Source organism: Microbacterium alkaliflavum (genome assembly GCF_044325405.1).
GTDB lineage: Bacteria > Actinomycetota > Actinomycetes > Actinomycetales > Microbacteriaceae > Microbacterium > Microbacterium alkaliflavum.
On record NZ_JBIQWL010000001.1, the window covers coordinates 992,577 to 1,010,118 of the forward strand.

General features: G+C 67.7%; 17 protein-coding genes. 13 read left to right on the plus strand and 4 right to left on the minus strand.

Annotated features, from left to right (window positions below; genetic code table 11):
- Positions 1-25 precede the first annotated feature (25 nt).
- A complete protein-coding gene (locus ACH3VR_RS04260; protein ID WP_396639498.1) occupies positions 26-796 on the minus strand; it encodes an alpha/beta fold hydrolase in 771 nt (256 codons plus the stop codon).
- Between the two features lie 54 nt (positions 797-850).
- Between ACH3VR_RS04260 and ACH3VR_RS04265 the strand changes: the two genes are divergently transcribed.
- On the plus strand, positions 851-1,255 hold the full coding sequence (locus tag ACH3VR_RS04265; protein ID WP_396639499.1) for a pilus assembly protein CpaE: 405 nt from the start codon (positions 851-853) through the stop codon (positions 1,253-1,255).
- A gap of 15 nt (positions 1,256-1,270) precedes the next feature.
- Here the strand turns inward: ACH3VR_RS04265 and ACH3VR_RS04270 are convergent, their stop codons facing one another.
- The gene (locus tag ACH3VR_RS04270) at positions 1,271-2,476 is read right to left on the minus strand and encodes an MFS transporter (RefSeq protein WP_396639500.1); all 1,206 of its coding nucleotides are present in this window, start codon (positions 2,474-2,476) and stop codon (positions 1,271-1,273) included.
- Between the two features lie 350 nt (positions 2,477-2,826).
- On the opposite strand from ACH3VR_RS04270, the gene nrdH reads away from it, so the two are divergent.
- The 5 genes from nrdH to ACH3VR_RS04295 all read left to right on the plus strand — a co-directional run bounded on the left by nrdH (position 2,827) and on the right by ACH3VR_RS04295 (position 7,633).
- The gene (gene nrdH, locus ACH3VR_RS04275) at positions 2,827-3,060 is read left to right on the plus strand and encodes a glutaredoxin-like protein NrdH (RefSeq protein WP_396639501.1); all 234 of its coding nucleotides are present in this window, start codon (positions 2,827-2,829) and stop codon (positions 3,058-3,060) included.
- A 33-nt stretch (positions 3,061-3,093) separates the two neighbouring features.
- Positions 3,094-3,528, plus strand: coding sequence for a class Ib ribonucleoside-diphosphate reductase assembly flavoprotein NrdI (gene nrdI, locus ACH3VR_RS04280; protein ID WP_396639502.1), 435 nt, complete (start codon positions 3,094-3,096; stop codon positions 3,526-3,528).
- The gene (gene nrdE / locus ACH3VR_RS04285; RefSeq protein WP_396639503.1) at positions 3,510-5,666 is read left to right on the plus strand and encodes a class 1b ribonucleoside-diphosphate reductase subunit alpha; all 2,157 of its coding nucleotides are present in this window, start codon (positions 3,510-3,512) and stop codon (positions 5,664-5,666) included. Before nrdI ends, nrdE begins: the two co-directional genes overlap by 19 nt.
- Before the next feature lie 31 nt (positions 5,667-5,697).
- Complete coding sequence (gene nrdF / locus ACH3VR_RS04290) at positions 5,698-6,675, plus strand: class 1b ribonucleoside-diphosphate reductase subunit beta (protein WP_396639504.1); 978 nt, start codon at positions 5,698-5,700, stop codon at positions 6,673-6,675.
- A gap of 193 nt (positions 6,676-6,868) precedes the next feature.
- Positions 6,869-7,633 carry a GntR family transcriptional regulator gene (locus ACH3VR_RS04295; protein WP_396639505.1) on the plus strand — a complete coding sequence of 255 codons (765 nt, stop codon included), beginning with the start codon at positions 6,869-6,871 and terminating at the stop codon, positions 7,631-7,633.
- Between the two features lie 69 nt (positions 7,634-7,702).
- Here ACH3VR_RS04295 and ACH3VR_RS04300 read toward each other — a convergent pair whose 3' ends face one another.
- A complete protein-coding gene (locus tag ACH3VR_RS04300) occupies positions 7,703-8,590 on the minus strand; it encodes an SIS domain-containing protein (protein WP_396639506.1) in 888 nt (295 codons plus the stop codon).
- Between the two features lie 77 nt (positions 8,591-8,667).
- Here ACH3VR_RS04300 and ACH3VR_RS04305 point away from each other — a divergent pair, with 77 nt between their 5' ends.
- The 7 genes from ACH3VR_RS04305 (at position 8,668) to ACH3VR_RS04335 (ending at position 16,593) form a co-directional block, all read left to right on the plus strand.
- A complete protein-coding gene (locus tag ACH3VR_RS04305; protein ID WP_396639507.1) occupies positions 8,668-9,654 on the plus strand; it encodes an ROK family protein in 987 nt (328 codons plus the stop codon).
- Positions 9,651-10,601: a 1-phosphofructokinase family hexose kinase gene (locus ACH3VR_RS04310; protein WP_396639508.1), complete on the plus strand. Its 951-nt coding sequence runs from the start codon at positions 9,651-9,653 to the stop codon at positions 10,599-10,601. The genes ACH3VR_RS04305 and ACH3VR_RS04310 overlap by 4 nt, the downstream gene beginning before the upstream one ends.
- Positions 10,598-11,452 carry a class II fructose-bisphosphate aldolase gene (locus ACH3VR_RS04315; protein WP_396639509.1) on the plus strand — a complete coding sequence of 285 codons (855 nt, stop codon included), beginning with the start codon at positions 10,598-10,600 and terminating at the stop codon, positions 11,450-11,452. The genes ACH3VR_RS04310 and ACH3VR_RS04315 overlap by 4 nt, the downstream gene beginning before the upstream one ends.
- Before the next feature lie 23 nt (positions 11,453-11,475).
- Positions 11,476-12,663, plus strand: a complete 1,188-nt coding sequence (locus ACH3VR_RS04320) for an N-acetylglucosamine-6-phosphate deacetylase (protein WP_396639510.1) — start codon at positions 11,476-11,478, stop codon at positions 12,661-12,663.
- A 36-nt stretch (positions 12,664-12,699) separates the two neighbouring features.
- Positions 12,700-14,397 (plus strand): family 20 glycosylhydrolase, encoded by a 1,698-nt coding sequence (locus ACH3VR_RS04325; RefSeq protein ID WP_396639511.1) that lies wholly within the window; start codon positions 12,700-12,702, stop codon positions 14,395-14,397.
- A 108-nt stretch (positions 14,398-14,505) separates the two neighbouring features.
- Entirely contained in the window at positions 14,506-15,927 is a 1,422-nt protein-coding gene (locus ACH3VR_RS04330) for an MFS transporter (protein WP_396639512.1), read from the plus strand.
- A gap of 84 nt (positions 15,928-16,011) precedes the next feature.
- Entirely contained in the window at positions 16,012-16,593 is a 582-nt protein-coding gene (locus tag ACH3VR_RS04335; RefSeq protein WP_396639513.1) for a TetR/AcrR family transcriptional regulator, read from the plus strand.
- 175 nt (positions 16,594-16,768) lie between these two features.
- Here ACH3VR_RS04335 and ACH3VR_RS04340 read toward each other — a convergent pair whose 3' ends face one another.
- Positions 16,769-17,440 carry a response regulator transcription factor gene (locus ACH3VR_RS04340; RefSeq protein WP_396639514.1) on the minus strand — a complete coding sequence of 224 codons (672 nt, stop codon included), beginning with the start codon at positions 17,438-17,440 and terminating at the stop codon, positions 16,769-16,771.
- Between the last annotated feature and the right edge of the window lie 102 nt (positions 17,441-17,542).

The following is a 17,542-nucleotide window of genomic DNA, read 5'->3' on the forward strand; positions in this document are numbered from 1 at the left end:
GCGTCCATTCTGGCCGCGTGCGGGGCTACTCCGCGCCCAGTGAGAGCAGCGCCGCGTGGAAGACCTGCATCGTCGCCTCGGGCTGGTCGCGGTGCGGCGAGTGCCCGGCCTTCGGCACGATCGACATGCCGATGCGCGGGTTCGCGAGCACCTCGTCGACGAGCGAGCCGGTGAAGATCGAGTACACGGCCGGGTCGGATGCGATCACGTGGGTCGGGATGAGGAGGTGGGCCGCGGCATCCCGGACATCCCAGTCCTGGTTCTGCAGGCTCGTCTGCTCGACGGCCCAGCGGCTGGCCTGCTGCGCCGACAGCGCCTTGAGCTCGACATCGTGCTCGTGCCATGTCGGGTGCTCGGCGCGCACGGCGGCCTGCGTGGGGTCGTCAAACGAGCGCTCCTGCGACTCGCGCACGATGTCGCGGTCGCGGTCGCTCAGGTGGATCGCGGGATCGATGAGCACGAGCCGGCGTGCCCAGCCGAAGTGATCGGCGGCCGCCCGCGTCGCCGCCGCGCCGCCGAGCGAGTGACCGACGACGAGCTCCCAGTGGTCGCGCCCCTCGGGCCGCGTGATCGCGAGGTCGGCCGCGTACGCCTCGATCGTGTAGTCGAGCGCGCGCGGCGCGAGCCCGTGTCCGCGCAGATCGACGGCGACGGCGTGCCAGCCGGCGTCGGCGAGGGCGAGGCCGTACCGCCACATGAGCGCGCCGTTCGAGCCGAGGCCGTGGGCGAGGAGGGCGTGGCGCGACGACGACGGGTCGCCCCACGACAGACGAGGGAGGGACACGGGAGAGGGCATGCGCTCAGCCTAGAGTCGTGCCGCGCAGCCCCCGGACGGTGGAGGATAGTCGGCATGATCTCGACGGAACTGGCAGTCGCGCTGCGCGACGCGGGCCTGGTGTGGCATCCCCGCTCCGGCGACCGGTTCCAGCTCGACGAGCCCGAGTTCGAGGCCGACGTCTTCACCGTCAGCGAGATGACGATCGAGCCGAAGGAGTACCCGACGGGCAAGATCCTCGCGTTCAACGGCACGACCGAGTGGGCGCTGGATTCCGTCGCGCTCGAGGACGCGCTGTGGCTGCCGCGCGAGGATCAGCTCCGCGAACTGCTGCGCGGCGCGTTCCGGGCGTTGCGCCGCCTGTCCGATACCCACGAGGTGGAGATCGAGGTCGGCGGAGTGCGACGCGTCTTCGAGCATCCCGAGCCGTCCGACGCCTACGCGCTCGCGGTGCTCGAGCTGCTGAAGCGGCTCGCCTGATCCGGCCTCGCGCGATCAGGTGATGGTCGGGACGGGCTCGGTGTCGGGAATGGGGCTCGAGTCGCGTCCGCGCAGGTCGGGGAAGCCGCGCACGAAGACCGCCGAGACGAGGAAGCCGGTCGCCGCGAACGCCGTGGCCGCCCAGTAGGCGCCCTGCGGGCCCACGCCGTCGATGAGGAAGCCGGCGACGGCCGAGCCCATCGCGGCGCCGATGAGCTGACCCGTGCCGATCCAGCCGAACGCCTCGGCGGTCTCGCTGAACTTGACGCTCGCCGACGTCATCGTGAACATCACCGCGAGGGCGGGCGCGATGCCGATGCCCGCCAGGAAGAGCGACCCGCCGAGCCACCACGCGTTGAGCGAGAACATCGTCAGGGCCAGGCCCGCCGCGACGACGGCGAAGCGGCGCGCCATCGCCCACGGGCCGATCGGGATGTGCCCGAACGTCAGGCCGCCCGCGAGGCTGCCGACGGAGAAGACGGCGAGCACGAGGCCCGCCTCGAGTCCGCCGTGGCCGAAGGTCGCCACGACACCGGCCTCGACGGCGGCGCACGCTCCGATGAGGAGGAAGCCCGTGACGGTGGCGAGCACGACGGGCGGCTTCGCGAGCACTTTTCCGAAGCTCCGCCGGCTGCGCGGGATGCGCACGCGCCCCACTTCGGGGGAGAGGATGAACCACGCTCCGCCGCCGATCAGGATGACGACGACCAGAAGCAGGCCCTGCACCGTGCCGACCTGCGTCGAGACGAAGGTGATGAGCACGGGCGCGATGATCCAGATGATCTCCTGCAGCGAGGCGTCGAGCGAGAAGAGCGGCGTCAGCTGCCGCGAGTTGACCATCTTGGGGTAGATCGTGCGGACCGCCGACTGGACGGGCGGCGTCGACAGGCCCGCGATGAGCCCGAGCAGCATGTAGACCGGCAGCGGCACCTGCACGAGTGCGAGCGCCGTGATCGCCGCGGCGCAGATGACGAGGGTCGTCGTGAGCACGCGCCGCATGCCCCAGATGCCCATCCAGCGGCTCGTGACGGGTCCGGCGATCGCCTGCCCGACCGAGGTGGCGGCCAGGACGAGGCCTGCCGAGCCGTAGGAGCCCGTGACCTGCTCGATGTGAAGGAGGATCGCGAGGCTCGTCATCCCGTTCGGGAAACGGGCGGTCAGCTGCGCCGCGATGATGCGGGCGACGCCGGGGGTGCGCAGCAGTTCGCGGTACCCGGCCATCCGTCCACGCTATCGCGGCGCCCCGACACGCCGCGACACGCCGGGGCCGCAGCCGGGGGCCGAATCGATGTCGGAGGTGCGGCGTACCGTGACGGACCTGTGGATGGATGCTACCGAGGCATCCGAATCAGCCGTGTTTCAGGCTTTTTCCAGGTTGCAGGCGAGTTCTCCGGTTGTGGATGAAACGGTGGAGAAGCTGTGTTGTACATGGGGAGAACGGTGGAAAACTACACGGATGTAACTACTAGCCCTTGTGGTGCTATCCAATGTCGGTACCCATATGTAGTATTGGACTCCCGGTGGGGGACCGCCGGTCTCGACACCGGATGTGAGGGGAGAAGCAGATACTCATGGCGATCACGGTCTACACGAAGCCCGCTTGTGTGCAGTGCAACGCGACCTACCGCGCGCTCGACTCGAAGGGCATTGAATACGAGGTCCACGACCTCACGCAGGACCCTGCTGCACTCGAGCAGGTGAAGGCGCTCGGCTACCTCCAGGCGCCCGTCGTCATCACCGACGAAGACCACTGGTCGGGCTTCCGTCCCGACAAGATCGACGAGCTCGCCGCCCGTCTGGCATAGCCCCTCGACGGAGCTCGGGAACCGGGGTGAGCTGTGCCCGTAACCGCAACGAGCGCCCCGCTGCTCGTGTACTTCTCCAGCACCTCCGGCAACACGGCCCGCTTCATCGAGAAGCTCGGTCTGCCGGCCGTGCGCATCCCCCTGCACTCCTCTGAACCTGCGCTCGTCGTCGACGAGCCGTTCGTCCTGGTCACCCCCACCTACGGGGGCGGCCAGGGCCGAGGCGTGGAGAAGGGCGCAGTGCCCAAGCAGGTGATCCGGTTCCTCAACGACGAGCACAACCGGCGCCTCATCCGCGGAGTGATCTCCGCGGGCAACACCAACTTCGGCGAGCACTTCTGCATCGCCGGAGACATCATCAGCCGCAAGTGCGACGTGCCCCACTTGTATCGGCTCGAGGTATTCGGCACGCCGGAAGATGTGGATCGCGTGAGCGACGGATTGGAACGATGGTGGAAGCTGCACTGAAAGAGAACGACTTCAAGTCGGATGCGCGTTTCGAGGGGCTCGACTACCACGCCCTCAACGCGATGCTCAACCTCTACGGAGCCGACGGGAAGATCCAGTTCGACGCCGACAAGCGCGCCGCACGCGAGTACTTCCTGCAGCACGTCAACCAGAACACCGTCTTCTTCCACTCGCTGAAGGAGCGGCTCGACTACCTCGTCGAGAAGCAGTACTACGAGCCCGAGGTGCTGGCGAAGTACCCGCTCGAGTTCATCCAGAAGCTCAACGACCGGGCGTACGCGAAGAAGTTCCGCTTCGACACGTTCCTCGGGGCGTTCAAGTACTACACGAGCTACACGCTCAAGACCTTCGACGGCAAGCGGTACCTCGAGCGCTTCGAGGACCGCGTCGTGATGACGGCCCTCGGCCTCGCCGACGGCGACCAGGAGCTCGCGACGGCTCTCGTCGACGAGATCATCGCGGGCCGCTTCCAGCCGGCGACGCCGACGTTCCTCAACACGGGCAAGGCGCAGCGCGGCGAGCTCGTGTCGTGCTTCCTGCTGCGCATCGAAGACAACATGGAGTCCATCGCCCGCGGCATCAACTCCGCGCTGCAGCTCTCCAAGCGCGGCGGCGGCGTGGCGCTGCTCCTCTCGAACATCCGCGAGGCCGGCGCGCCGATCAAGCAGATCGAGAACCAGTCGAGCGGCATCATCCCCGTCATGAAGCTCCTCGAAGACAGCTTCAGCTACGCCAACCAGCTCGGGGCGCGGCAGGGCGCGGGCGCCGTGTACCTCTCGGCGCACCACCCCGACATCCTGCGGTTCCTCGACACGAAGCGCGAGAACGCCGACGAGAAGATCCGCATCAAGACGCTGTCGCTCGGCGTCGTCATCCCCGACATCACGTTCGAGCTCGCCCGCAACGACGAGGACATGTACCTCTTCTCTCCGTACGACGTCGAGCGCGTCTACGGCGTGCCGTTCGGCGACATCTCGGTCAGCGAGAAGTACCGCGAGATGGTCGACGACGCGCGCATCAAGAAGACGAAGATCAACGCGCGCGAGTTCTTCCAGACCCTCGCCGAGATCCAGTTCGAGTCGGGCTACCCGTACATCATGTTCGAGGACACGGTGAACAAGGCCAACCCGATCAAGGGCCGCATCAACATGTCCAACCTCTGCAGCGAGATCCTGCAGGTCAACACGCCGACGACGTACAACGAAGACCTCTCGTACGCCGAGATCGGCAAAGACATCTCCTGCAACCTCGGCTCGATGAACATCGCGCTCGCGATGGACGGGGGAGACCTCGGCCAGACCGTCGAGACGGCGATCCGGGCGCTGTCGGCCGTGAGCGACCAGAGCCACATCACGTCGGTGCGCTCCATCGAGGACGGCAACGACCGCTCGCACGCGATCGGCCTCGGGCAGATGAACCTGCACGGCTACCTCGCCCGCGAGCACGTGCGCTACGGGTCGGAAGAGGGCCTCGACTTCACGAACATCTACTTCTACACGGTGCTCTTCCACGCCCTGCGTGCCTCGAACCTCATCGCGATCGAGCGCAAGCAGGCCTTCGACGGCTTCGCCGACTCGACGTACGCATCGGGGGAGTTCTTCGACAAGTACATCGACCAGGCCTGGGAGCCGCAGACCGAGAAGGTCAAGGACCTCTTCGGCGGCATCCCGATCCCGACGCAGGACGACTGGCGCGCGCTGAAGGCGTCGATCCAGGAGCACGGCATCTACAACCAGAACCTGCAGGCCGTGCCGCCGACCGGTTCGATCTCGTACATCAACAACTCGACGTCGTCGATCCACCCGATCGCGTCGAAGATCGAGATCCGCAAGGAAGGCAAGATCGGCCGCGTCTACTACCCGGCGCCGTTCATGACGAACGAGAACCTGGAGTACTACGAGGACGCGTACGAGATCGGCTACGAGAAGGTCATCGACACGTACGCCGCCGCGACGCAGCACGTCGACCAGGGCCTGTCGCTCACGCTGTTCTTCAAGGACACCGCGACCACGCGCGACATCAACAAGGCGCAGATCTACGCGTGGCGCAAGGGCATCAAGACGATCTACTACATCCGCCTGCGCCAGATGGCTCTGGAGGGCACCGAGGTAGATGGCTGCGTCTCCTGCATGCTTTGATGCGCTGACCTGGGATTTTTAGGAAAGAGAAATGACACCCGAAAAGCTCAAGCTGATCGACCACGTTCAGGCGATCAACTGGAACCGCATTCAGGACGAAAAGGACCTCGAGGTCTGGAACCGCCTTGTCAACAACTTCTGGCTGCCCGAGAAGGTGCCGCTGTCCAACGACGTGCAGTCGTGGGCGACGCTGACTCCCCAGGAGCAGCAGACGACGATGCGCGTGTTCACGGGGCTCACGCTCCTCGACACGATCCAGGGCACCGTCGGCGCCGTCTCGCTCATCCCCGACGCGATCACGCCGCACGAGGAGGCCGTCTACACGAACATCGCGTTCATGGAGTCGGTGCACGCCAAGAGCTATTCGTCGATCTTCTCGACGCTGTGCTCGACGAGCGAGATCGACGACGCGTTCCGCTGGTCGGTCGAGAACGAGAACCTCCAGCGCAAGGCGCACATCGTCATGGAGTACTACCGCGGCGACGAGCCCCTCAAGCGCAAGGTCGCCTCGACGCTGCTCGAGTCGTTCCTGTTCTACTCGGGCTTCTACCTGCCGCTGTACTGGTCGTCGAAGGCCAAGCTCACGAACACGGCCGACATCATCCGCCTCATCATCCGCGACGAGGCCGTGCACGGGTATTACATCGGCTACAAGTTCCAGCGCGGACTCGAGGTGCTCGACCAGGCCAAGCGCGACGAGCTCAAGGACTACACGTTCTCGCTGCTCTACGAGCTCTACGACAACGAGGTGCAGTACACACAGGACCTCTACGACGGCATCGGCCTGACCGAGGACGTCAAGAAGTTCCTGCACTACAACGCCAACAAGGCCCTCATGAACCTGGGCTACGAGTCGATGTTCCCCTCGACGGTCACGAACGTGAACCCCGCGATCCTGTCGGCCCTCTCGCCGAACGCCGACGAGAACCACGACTTCTTCAGCGGGTCGGGTTCGTCGTACGTCATCGGCAAGGCCGTCGCGACGGAAGACGAGGACTGGGACTTCTAAGATAAATCCCTGATCAGAGGGCAAAAAGACCCATCATGCTATGGTGGCCGATGTCAGCATGTGTCGGCCGCACTGAAGTCCCTCGCGACAGAATGAGGTGGCGTTCAGGCTGCTCGTGTGGTTCTTCAGGCGCTTCCTTGCACCGTGCTCGCATCCCCGAGAAGTGGACTGGACCAGTGGTATGCTCGCTCTCATGTCTGATTCGGAAGCCGTTCGCGAACGCGACCTCCTGCTCGCTCCGACTGTGCGCGAGACTGCGAATCTGCCCCGCTACTGGGAGCTGAAGGAGCACCTGCTCGCGTTCTGCGAGGGCAATCGGGCGGGCACGCCGATCCCGGCAGAGCGGCGTCTGGCAGACGAGTTCGGGATCTCGCGTATGACTGTGCGGCAGGCGATCCAGGAGCTCGTCATCGAGGGCAGGTTGCAGCGCGCCCAGGGTCGCGGGACCTTTGTCGCTCCGCCGAAGCTCACGCATGTGATCACGCTGGCATCGACGTCGGAGGCCATGCGGGCGCAAGGCGTGACGGCGTCCTCCCGCATTCTGTCGCTTCAGGAGAAGGCGGCGCCGCTCGAGGTGGCGCACCGACTGTCGCTGGAGCCTGGCTCGCGAGTGGTCGTGCTCGAACGCCTGCGTTATGCCAACAGCGAAGTCATGGCTCTCGACTACTCGTACTTCGAGTCGGCGCGTTTCCCCGGGCTCATCGAGAAGCTGGAGAGCGGCCGTGGCGTGTACGAGATCCTCGAGTCCGACTATGACGCCCTCCCGGTGCGGGCCGACGAGCTGATTGAGGCGACCGTCGCGTCGCCACGGGTGGCGGGGCTGCTCGACACGGAGACCGGCGCGCCGCTTCTCCTTGCGCAGCGGCAGGGCTTCCTGGCCGACGGTACGCCCGTCGAATGGTCGCCCACCTACTACCGCAGCGACCGCTACCGCTTCCTGGTTCAACTCGGGCTCTGACCGCCACCGGCGAGTTATCAGAAGAGCCGCACCCCAGGACGGGGTGCGGCTCTTCTCGTGTCGGCGGGATCAGCCGAGGATGACGGACCGCGTCAGATTGCGGGGCGTGTCGGGGTTGAGTCCGCGGGACTCCGCGATGAGCACGGCGAGCCGCTGGATCCGCACGAGTTCTGCGACGGGGTCGAGGCCGGCCGTCTCGAGGTGCGCGCCGGTGCGGTCGACGTCGCCGTTGAGACCGACGGGGAGTGATCCGAGTGCCCAGACCACGCGGCCGGGAGCCGCGATGCTGATCGGGCCGTGGCGGTACTCCATGGCGAGGTAGCTCTCGGTCCACGCGCCGGCGGCTTCGCGCATCTTCAATGCGGCCTCGCGGGCGAGGCCGTACGCCCAGCCCTGGCCGAGGAAGGTGAACTGCTCGGCGGTGATCAGGGCATCGTCGATCGGATCGATGATCGCGCGCTCACCGTCGGCGATGACAGCGGCAAGGTCTTCGCCGAGGTGGGCGCGCAGCAGCATGAGCGCCGTCGTGGCGAAACGGGTCTGCACGACCGACGTCTCGTCGGCGAAGTCGAGCACGATCGCGTCGTCCGCGATCGCGGGGGCGGGGCTCGTCGGGTCGCCCGTGATCACGACGGTTCGTGCGGACGTCGCCTTCATCAGGTCGAGTACCTCGGTGGTGGTTCCCGAGCGGGTGATCGCGAGGATGCGGTCGTACGTGCGGCCCGCAGGCATGTGGGATGCCGCGAACGCGTCGGTGACGCCGAGCCCGAGGTTCTCGCGCAGCGTCGCGTAGGCCTGAGCGATGAACCACGACGTTCCACAGCCGACGACCGCGACGGTTTCGCCGGCCTGCGGAAGCACGGACTCGAATGCGGGGGCGAGCTCGATCGCGCGGCTCCAGCACGAGGGCTGGCTCGCGATCTCACGCTCGGTCGCGCTGATGGTGGTGGTATTCATGTTGCCTCCCGGCGATTGGTACAGTAAGGTGGTCTAGACCACAGCGTAACACGGTGAACCGAGGAAGGTGAAGCGCCATGTCAGAACTCCCCACGAAGGCGGATGCTGCACGCGAATCGGCCACAGACTTGCTCGGCCCCGGCGAGGCCGTCCTCACCTTCGACGTCGGCGGGACCGACACGAAGTCGGCGCTGATCGCACGCGACGGGCGGATCCTCGGCCTGCGCCGCACTCCCACGCCGCGCAGTGATTCGGATCCGGCCGGAGTCGTGATCGAGAGCGTGACGGCGCTCGCCGCCACGCTCCGGGCCCACTATCCGGAAGAGGTGCCGGCCGCCGCCGGCCTGAGCGTCCCCGGCCTCGTCGACGAGGCCGCCGGCATCGCGAGGTTCGCGAGCAATCTCGGCTGGACCGACGTCCCCATGCACGAGCTCGCGCAGCGCGCGCTCGCCCTGCCCGTCGCCTTCGGTCACGACGTGCGCGCAGCGGGAGAGGCCGAGGCGCGCCTCGGCGCCGCCCGTGGCTTCGAGGACTCGATCGTCATCGCCATCGGCACGGGTATCGCGGGGGCGATCGTGCTCGGCGGCCGGCCCCACTCGGCCCACGGCTACGCGGCCGAGCTCGGCCACACGCTCGCCGATCCGAACGGTGAGCGCTGCCCCTGCGGCGCCCGGGGATGCCTCGAGACCATCGCATCGGCAGGTGCCATCGCGCGCCGCTACCGCGCCGCATCAGGTGTCAAAGTGGCCGGGGCGCGTGAGGTGCTGGCCGCGGCGCAGAGCGGCGACGCCACGGCGAGGCTCATCTGGTCGGAGGCGGTCACCGCGATCGCCGAGCACCTGGCGCGCCTCGTCGCCACGATCGCCCCGCAGGCGATCGTGATCGGCGGCGGTCTCGCCGAGGCCGGCGATGCTCTCTTCGTTCCCCTCGGTCGCCATCTGGACGACCTGCTCTCCTTCCACCGCCGCCCGCTCCTGCTCAAAGCCCGTTTCGGAGACGACGCGGGACTGCTCGGCACCGCTCTTGCTGCCCGCGATCTCCTCGCCCACGGAGGCGTCCTGTGATCCTCACCGTCACCCCGAACCCGGCACTCGACCTCACCTGGCACGTCCCGCACCTCGACCTCGGCGAATCGCATCGTGCCCCGACCGGCGTCGGCCGCGCGGGCGGCAAAGGCATCAACGTCGCGCGCGCGCTCCACGCTGATCAGGCGCCCGTGCTCGCGCTCACGACCGCCGGCGGGGCGGTCGGTGACGAGTTCACGACCGAACTCCGAGGCAGCGGCATCCCGTTCGAGATCATCCCGACCCGTGCCCAGACCCGACGATCGCTCGCCCTCGTCGACGAAGCGACGGGGGAGGCCACGGTCATCAACGAGCTCGGTGAGCCCTTGACCGACCGCGAATCGATCGAGCTGCTGCGGCGCACCCGAGAACTGGCGATCGACGCCGAGGCCGTCGCGATCTGCGGCAGCCTTCCTCGCGGGCTCGACGCCAACGACCTCGCCGGCCTGGTCGCGGACGTCGTCGCGTCGGGCGTCCCCGTGCTCGTGGACACCAGCGGACCCGGCCTGCGCTGCGCTGCCCGGGCAAGCGCATCCATCCTCAAGCCCAATCTCGAGGAGCTCCGCGAGGCCACCGGCTGCGACGATCCCGTCGACGGCGCGCGCACGCTCCTGGACGACGGTGCACAGCTGATCGTCGTCACCCTCGGCTCGGAAGGACTGTGGATCGTGGATGCCGCGGGGGCGAGCATCCGCGCGCGCCTGGGTGCGCCCGTCCGGGGCAACCCGACCGGCGCCGGCGACGCGGCCGTCGCGGCAATCCTGCGCACCATCGCCAGGACAGGGCTTCGCCTCGGCGATCGCGCCGCCCTCGCGGACCTCGCTCGGACGGCGGTGGCCTGGTCGGCATCGGCCGTGCTCGCACCCCTCGCCGGCGACCTCAGCGACCGCACTGCCGATCTTCTCGACGACGTCGTCATCCTCGACCCGATTCCGGAGCATTCATGACCCTCGCTTCCACCCGCACCCTGCTGCACCGGGCGCGCGCCCAACGCGCCGCCGTCGGTGCGTTCAACGTGATCCACCTCGAGACCGCGGAGGCGCTCGTCGCCGCCGCAGAGCGGTCGGGGCATCCCGTCATCCTGCAGATCTCGGAGAACTGCGTGACGTTCCACGGCGGCAGACTGGACCCGATCGCGCGCGCCACGCTCGCACTGGCCGACGCGAGCACCGCCGAGGTCGCCGTGCACCTCGATCACGCCGAAGACCCCGCGCTCGCGCTCGAGGCGATCGACCTCGGATTCTCGTCCGTCATGTTCGACGGCGCCAAGCTTCCCTTCGACGAGAACGTCGCAACCACGCGCCGCATCGTCGTCGCAGCCCACGCAGCCGGCGCCGACGTCGAGGCCGAGCTCGGCGAGATCGGCGGCAAGGACGGCGCGCACGCGCCGCACGTGCGCACCGACCCCGACGAGGCATCCCTCTTCGTCGCCGAGACCGGCGTCGACGCGCTCGCCGTCGCGGTCGGCTCGTCGCACGCCATGACGAGCCGGACGGCGGGGCTCGACCTCGACCTCGTCGCACGCCTCGCCAGCTCCGTGCCGGTGCCGCTCGTGCTCCACGGGTCGTCCGGTGTCCCGGACGACACGATCGTCGCGGGCATCGCGGCCGGCCTGGTGAAGATCAACGTCTCGACACACCTCAGCGCCGCCTACACCGCCGCCGTCCGCGCCTACCTCGATGGCAACGGAGCAGTCGTGGACTCCCGCAAGTACGTCGCGGCCGGCAACGCGGCACTGTCCGCCGAAGCGGCCCGGCTCCTCGAGCTCTTCGCCGCGAAGCACCCGGCTTTCGCCTGACCGCCGACCGGTCGACGCACACCATGCTGCTCGCGGCTGAACGGCTGATCACTGCCGATGGCGACGCGGGCGCCGGCTGGCTCCGTATCGATCGCGCAATCATCGCCGAGATGGGTGCCGGGCGGCCGCCCGCGCCGCCCGACCTCTCACTGTCGACCGTGTTCGCAGGCTTCGTCGACATCCACGCGCACGGAGCGATGGGCCACGACTTCGGCAGAGTCGGCGACGACCCCGAGACTGTGATCGCGTATCACGCAGCCAGCGGCACGACCTCGCTCGTTGCGACCCTGGCGACGGCGCCTCTGAGGAGCCTCGTCGACCGCGTGAGGGAATTGGCGCCCCTCGTCCGTGACGGATCGCTGGCGGGTCTGCATCTGGAAGGGCCGTGGATCTCCTCCGTGCGCCGGGGCGCCCATCATCCGGACCTTCTTCGGCCGCCCGCCATCGACGACATCGACCGCATCATCGATGCCGGCGACGGGACGATCCGAATGGTCACCCTCGCACCCGAACTGCCGGGCGCGCTCCAGGCCATCGAGCGGCTGGTGGGCGCCGGAGTCATCGCCGCACTGGGCCACACGGACGCGGACTACGCGACGACCATGTGCGCACTCGACGCCGGTGCCACCGTCGGGACGCACCTCTACAACGGGATGCGACCGCTTCACCACAGGGACCCTGGACTGGCTGGAGTCATGCTCACCGACCAGCGCGCAACGGTCGAGCTCATCGGGGACGGGGTTCACGTTCACGACGCGATCGTCGATCTCACACTCGCGGCGGCCGCCGGGCGCGTGGCTCTGATCTCGGACTGCATGTCCGCAGCAGGCCTGCCCGATGGCGTGCACGAACTCGCCGGCAGCCGGGTGCGGGTCACCGGGGGAGTGGCCGAGCTCGCCGATGGAAGCTCACTCGCCGGAAGCACGTCGACGCTGGGACACACCGTCGCCCGTCTTCTGGCACGGGGTGTCAGTCCCGTCGTCCTCGCCGACGCGGCGATCACTCGACCGGCCGCGGCCCTTGCGCTGAAGACTCCTGAACTTCGTCTCGGAGGACCGGCGGACCTGGTCGAGATCGCGAGCGGTGGCGTCGCTCGAGCCATGAAGAACGGCGAATGGGTCGATCCAGCAATCGGAAGCCCGCGGATTCCTGGGAACCTGCCCGACGCCATGGCCTTACTGTCTAACGCGTGTAATATAGCGTCTAACTAACAGTTGTTAGATAGCCCTTCGATGATGAGGATCCGCATGACGGACATGATCTCTCTCGCCCCCCAGGCGCACAGCGGAGTCGCTGCGGCCCGGCCGGCGGCCATTCCCGCAGTCCAGTCCGCAGATCCGTCGGTCGGGAGCTTCTCTCTCGTGTCGGGTGCGCAGATCAGCGGGCCATCCTCGCTGGCCGCCATCGTCGCCCGTTTCGCCGCAGACGTCGAGACCGACTCCGGTGTCGCGCTCGACCTCGTCGACGCGGGCGCGAGAAGCGGCGCACCGGCGATCTCCGTGGAGATCGACGAGACCGGCCTCGCCTCCGTCGCCCTCGCGCGCGGACTGCGCGCCGATGGTCGCGACCTCCGCGACGCAGACGAGCGGTACGGACTGGAGATCGATTCGACCGGCATCCGTGTCTGGGCCACTACACCCGAGGGCATACACCGCGGTCTCACGACACTCCGTCAGCTCATCACCTCGACGACGACTGCCGGCGTCGTCGAACTGTCCGGGGTGCGGATCGTCGACGGCCCGCGCTTCGCATGGAGAGGGCTGAGCGTCGATGTCGCGCGGACCTTCCACGATGTCGGCACCATCAAGCGGGTCATCGATATGTGCTCGCTGTATAAGCTCAACGTCCTGCACCTGCACCTCACCGATGACCACGGGTGGCGATTCGAGGTGCCCGCGTGGCCGGCGCTGGCCGAGGTCGGGGGAGCGGGCGCACTCGGCGACCGTCCCGGCGGCCACTACACCCAGGCAGACGTCGCGGCCATCGTCGCCTACGCGAGCGAGCGGTTCGTCACCGTGGTGCCCGAGGTCGACATGCCCGGTCACACGCAGGCCGTGTTCGCGGCGTATCCGGAGCTCGCGCCCGAACCGAGCCCCGCTGCGGCGCAGGCCGAGGCGTTCGGGCTCGCGATCGGCACGCTCGACTCGGATCGCGGCCGCACGCGCGAGTTCGTGCGCGACGTGCTCGCGGCCGTCGCCGCGCAGTTCCCGACCAGCGCATGGATCCATGTCGGCGGCGATGAGGCGTTCGGGATGCCGGACGAGGCCCACGCAGCGTTCGTCGAGTTCGCCGTCAGCACCGTGCGGGACCTCGGCCGTCACGCAGTGGGCTGGCAGGAAGCAGCCCGCGCCGACGTCGGCCCCGAAGAGCTCATCCAGTACTGGATCGAGCCCACACAGCTCGAGGGCATGTTCGGCGCGAACTCCGACGGAGCCATCGAAGCGCCGTTCCCGCCCGAGGTCATGGAACTCGTCGCCGACAACCTCGCCAAGTCGTTCGGCGACGTGCCCGCGGCACTCGCCAAGGGTGCGAGCATCCTCGTGTCGTCCAACCGCACGCTCTACCTCGACCGGCCCCACGCCGACGCCGCCGCAACCGTCGAGCAGGAAGCCACCCGCTCCCGCGTCGGACTGCCCTTCTACCCACCCGCCACGCTCCGCGAGATGGTCGAGTGGGACCCGGTCGCCGAGACGCCCGCCATCGAGAGCGACCACAGGATCGGCGGCATCGAGGCCGCCGTGTGGTGCGAGACGGTGACGAACCGCGACGACCTCGAGTTCCTGCTCCTGCCGCGCCTGGCCGGCGTCGGCGAGCGGGGCTGGTCGACGCATCCCACCGACTGGAACGAGTATGTCGTCCGGCTGGCCGCAGCATCCCGAGCCTGGAACCGCCGCGGCTGGAACTGGTTCCGTCCCGCATCGATTGAGTGGCCGGACGCCGTGTAGCCGAACACGGTCCCACCCGCGCATCCCGCACCGCGCGCCACGACGCGCATTCCGACATCCCGGTCCCGTATCCCGCGGGCCGCCCTCCCCACATGACAAGGAAGTTCAGTGGAAACCACCGCCAACAACGCCGAAGCGGCTCCCGCCGTGACTGCCAAGCGCCGGAAGACCAAGCCCGTCTTCCACACCTCGCTGCGCGAGCGTCTCTCCTACAACTCGTTCTGGGTCGGCCAGAACGTGCTCTTCATCATCGTCTCGACGTTCCTGGCCGTGTACTACACGACCGCGCTGGGCATCCCCGCCGCCGTGGTCGGCACGATTCTCCTGTTCGCCCGCTTGTACGACGCCCTCATCGACCCGGTCCTGGCGACGGTGATCGAGCGGTTCAAGCTCAAGAGTGGCAAGTTCAAGCCGTGGGTGTTCCTCGCGGCAATCACCGTGCCGCTGTTCACTGTGCTCTGCTTCGGCTTCGAAGGCGTTCTCACGCAGCAGGACCTCGCCGTGCGGATCGCCTACGCGACCGTCACCTACCTGCTCTGGGGCACCGTGTACGCCGCGTCCGACGGACCCGGCTACGCCCTCGGCTCGGTCATGTCGCCGGAGCCGGCCGAGCGCAACGTGATCCTCTCGAACAACCACGTCGCCGGCATCATCGGCATCCTGCTCGGTATCGCCGTGATGCCGCAGGTGCTCGCCGCCACCGCGAACAACTGGTTCCTCAGCATCGTCATCTTCGCCGTCGTCGGCTTCCTCGCGATGCTGCCGATCCGCACCGCGAAGGAGCGCGTGAGCGATGAGGGGCGCGAGCGCCCGTCGATCCTGCAGATCTGGCGCGCGGTCGTGCAGAACAAGTACCTGATGCTCACGGTCATCATCGGCCTGATCGTCAACGGCGTGAACTTCGCGCTGACCCTCGCGCCGTTCGTCGCGACCGACATCTACGGCAGCGCTTCATCCGCCTCGCTGCTGCTCATGCTCGGCATCCTCCCGGTCATCGTGGTCGCCCCGTTCGGCGCGCGTCTGATTCGCCGGTTCGGCAAGATCCCGCTGCTCGCGTTCTCGCTGATCGCCGGTGCGGTGCTCTCCGTCGTCGCGTTCCTGTTCTGCCGTGACTCGTTCACGCTCATGCTCGTCGTGTCAGCCCTGAAGGGTGTCGTGCTGGCCCCGCAGGTGTTCATGTTCTCGCTGCTGTTCGCCGACTCGATCGAGTACGACTTCTACAAGAACAAGCGACGCTACGAGGCGGCGACCTTCGCAATGCAGACCATGATGACGAAGGCGGGCACCGCGATCTCCGGCGCGATCGGCCTGTGGGTGATCGGCCTTGCCGGGTACCAGTCCTCCGTCGCCGGCCAGACCGTCACGCAGACGGCGGGCGCGATCGACGCGATGTGGGCCGTCTACAACCTCGGCGCGGCGATCGGATCCGCAATCGGCGCGTTCATCCTGCTCAAGTTCTACGACCTGACCGAAGCGAAGCTCGCCGTCATGGTCGAGGACAACAAGAAGCACGAGCAGATCGTCGACTGACGACGTGAGGGGGTGGATGCCGCGGCATCCACCCCCTCATTCGATGACGAAATACGATGTGACCCTGCCCGGAAGGAGCACACGATGGCACGAAGACTGACCCCCGAGGCCCGGCGCGCGGAGATCATCGAGACCGTCGACGAGCTCATCGCCGCCGAGGGCTACCGCTCGCTGAGCCTGCGCGAAGTCGCACGGCGGTGCGGCATGTCGGCACCCGGACTCATGCACTACTTCCCGGACATGACCAGCCTGCTCGACGCCGTCCTGGAGCGACGCGACGAGATCGACCTCGACGCCATCACACTCGAGCAGCCGGCAGACGCGCGTATCGAGGACATCATCGAGAGCAGCCTCCTCTATTACGAGCGCGCCCGGGAGAAGACTCGTCGATACGACGCCCTGGAGGCGGAGGCCATCGACCCGACCCACCCCGCCCACGCCTTCTACCTCGAGCGCGACGACCGGTCGTTCGAGCGGATGCGTCCCTACATCGAGCGTGAGTTCGAAGATCCTGACCGAGCCTCGAAGCTCCTCCGTGCGGTGTTCGACGGACTGCGATTCCGGGTGGTACGCGATCCGGAGCATGTCGACTTGCGCAAGGAATGGCATGCCGTCCGCGACGTCGTGCTGGGCTGCCTGGAGCGACGGATTTCAGAGACGGTCTAGCAATTCCGCCCTCGTGGAATGCAGTGCGCGTGCCTGATCCACCTGAGGGCAGCGCCCGTGGGGGCTACCTCGCGTGCGGGTGGCAGCACGTTCGGTTCGGATCGTCGACGGGCGTGGGCATGAGCGCCGTCGCCTGCTGGGTGATCCGCACGCTGAGCGGTGCCGGCGCGGTCTCTCACGGACCGCCCATCCAGTGGTCGATGCGGTGGACGTCTGGAGCGAACCCGTGACGGACGCCGTAGAGGACCGCCTGAGTGCGGCTCGACGCCCCGATCTTGCCGTAAACGGATCGGATGTACGACTTCACGGTGTTGGGGCTGAGGTAGGTCAGGCTGGCGACCTCGGCGTTGCTCTTGCCCTGGGTGATCAGGGCGAGGATCTCGGACTCGCGATCCGTGATTCCTTGGAGCCGGCCGGGCCAGTCCAGGCCGGGCGCGCTGGGCGCGCGGCGGCTTTGGTCGCTGATGACGATCTCGCCTGCGTTGACGGCCTCGATTGCCGCGACCAGCTCAGCGGCCGTGAGCGTCTTGGACAGGTAGCCGTGCACGCCGAGGCGACGGGCTGCGTCGATGAGCTTGGGGTGAAAGTTCCACGTGTACACCACGACGTGGCGCGCCCGGGGGTTCTCCACCAGCGCGGCGATCTCGTGGTGGTCCGACTCCGGCTGGGCGAACGAGTCGTAGAGCACGACGTCGACAGCCTGTTCCCTGGGTGTATTGGCGTCGATCTCGGCGACGACGACGCGATCAGGGTGCTCGTCGAACATATGTGCCAGGCCCCGCAGCACGACATCGTAGTCATCGACCAGCGCCACGGTGATGGGCGGCGTGGGCCGTTCGATCGACATGCCCCACGATTACACCCTCAGGGGTGTACTGGTACACCCCCAGGGGTGGTTAGGTCAGGAGCGTTGGATCATCGAACGGACGCACCACCCGGTGCGGCGGCC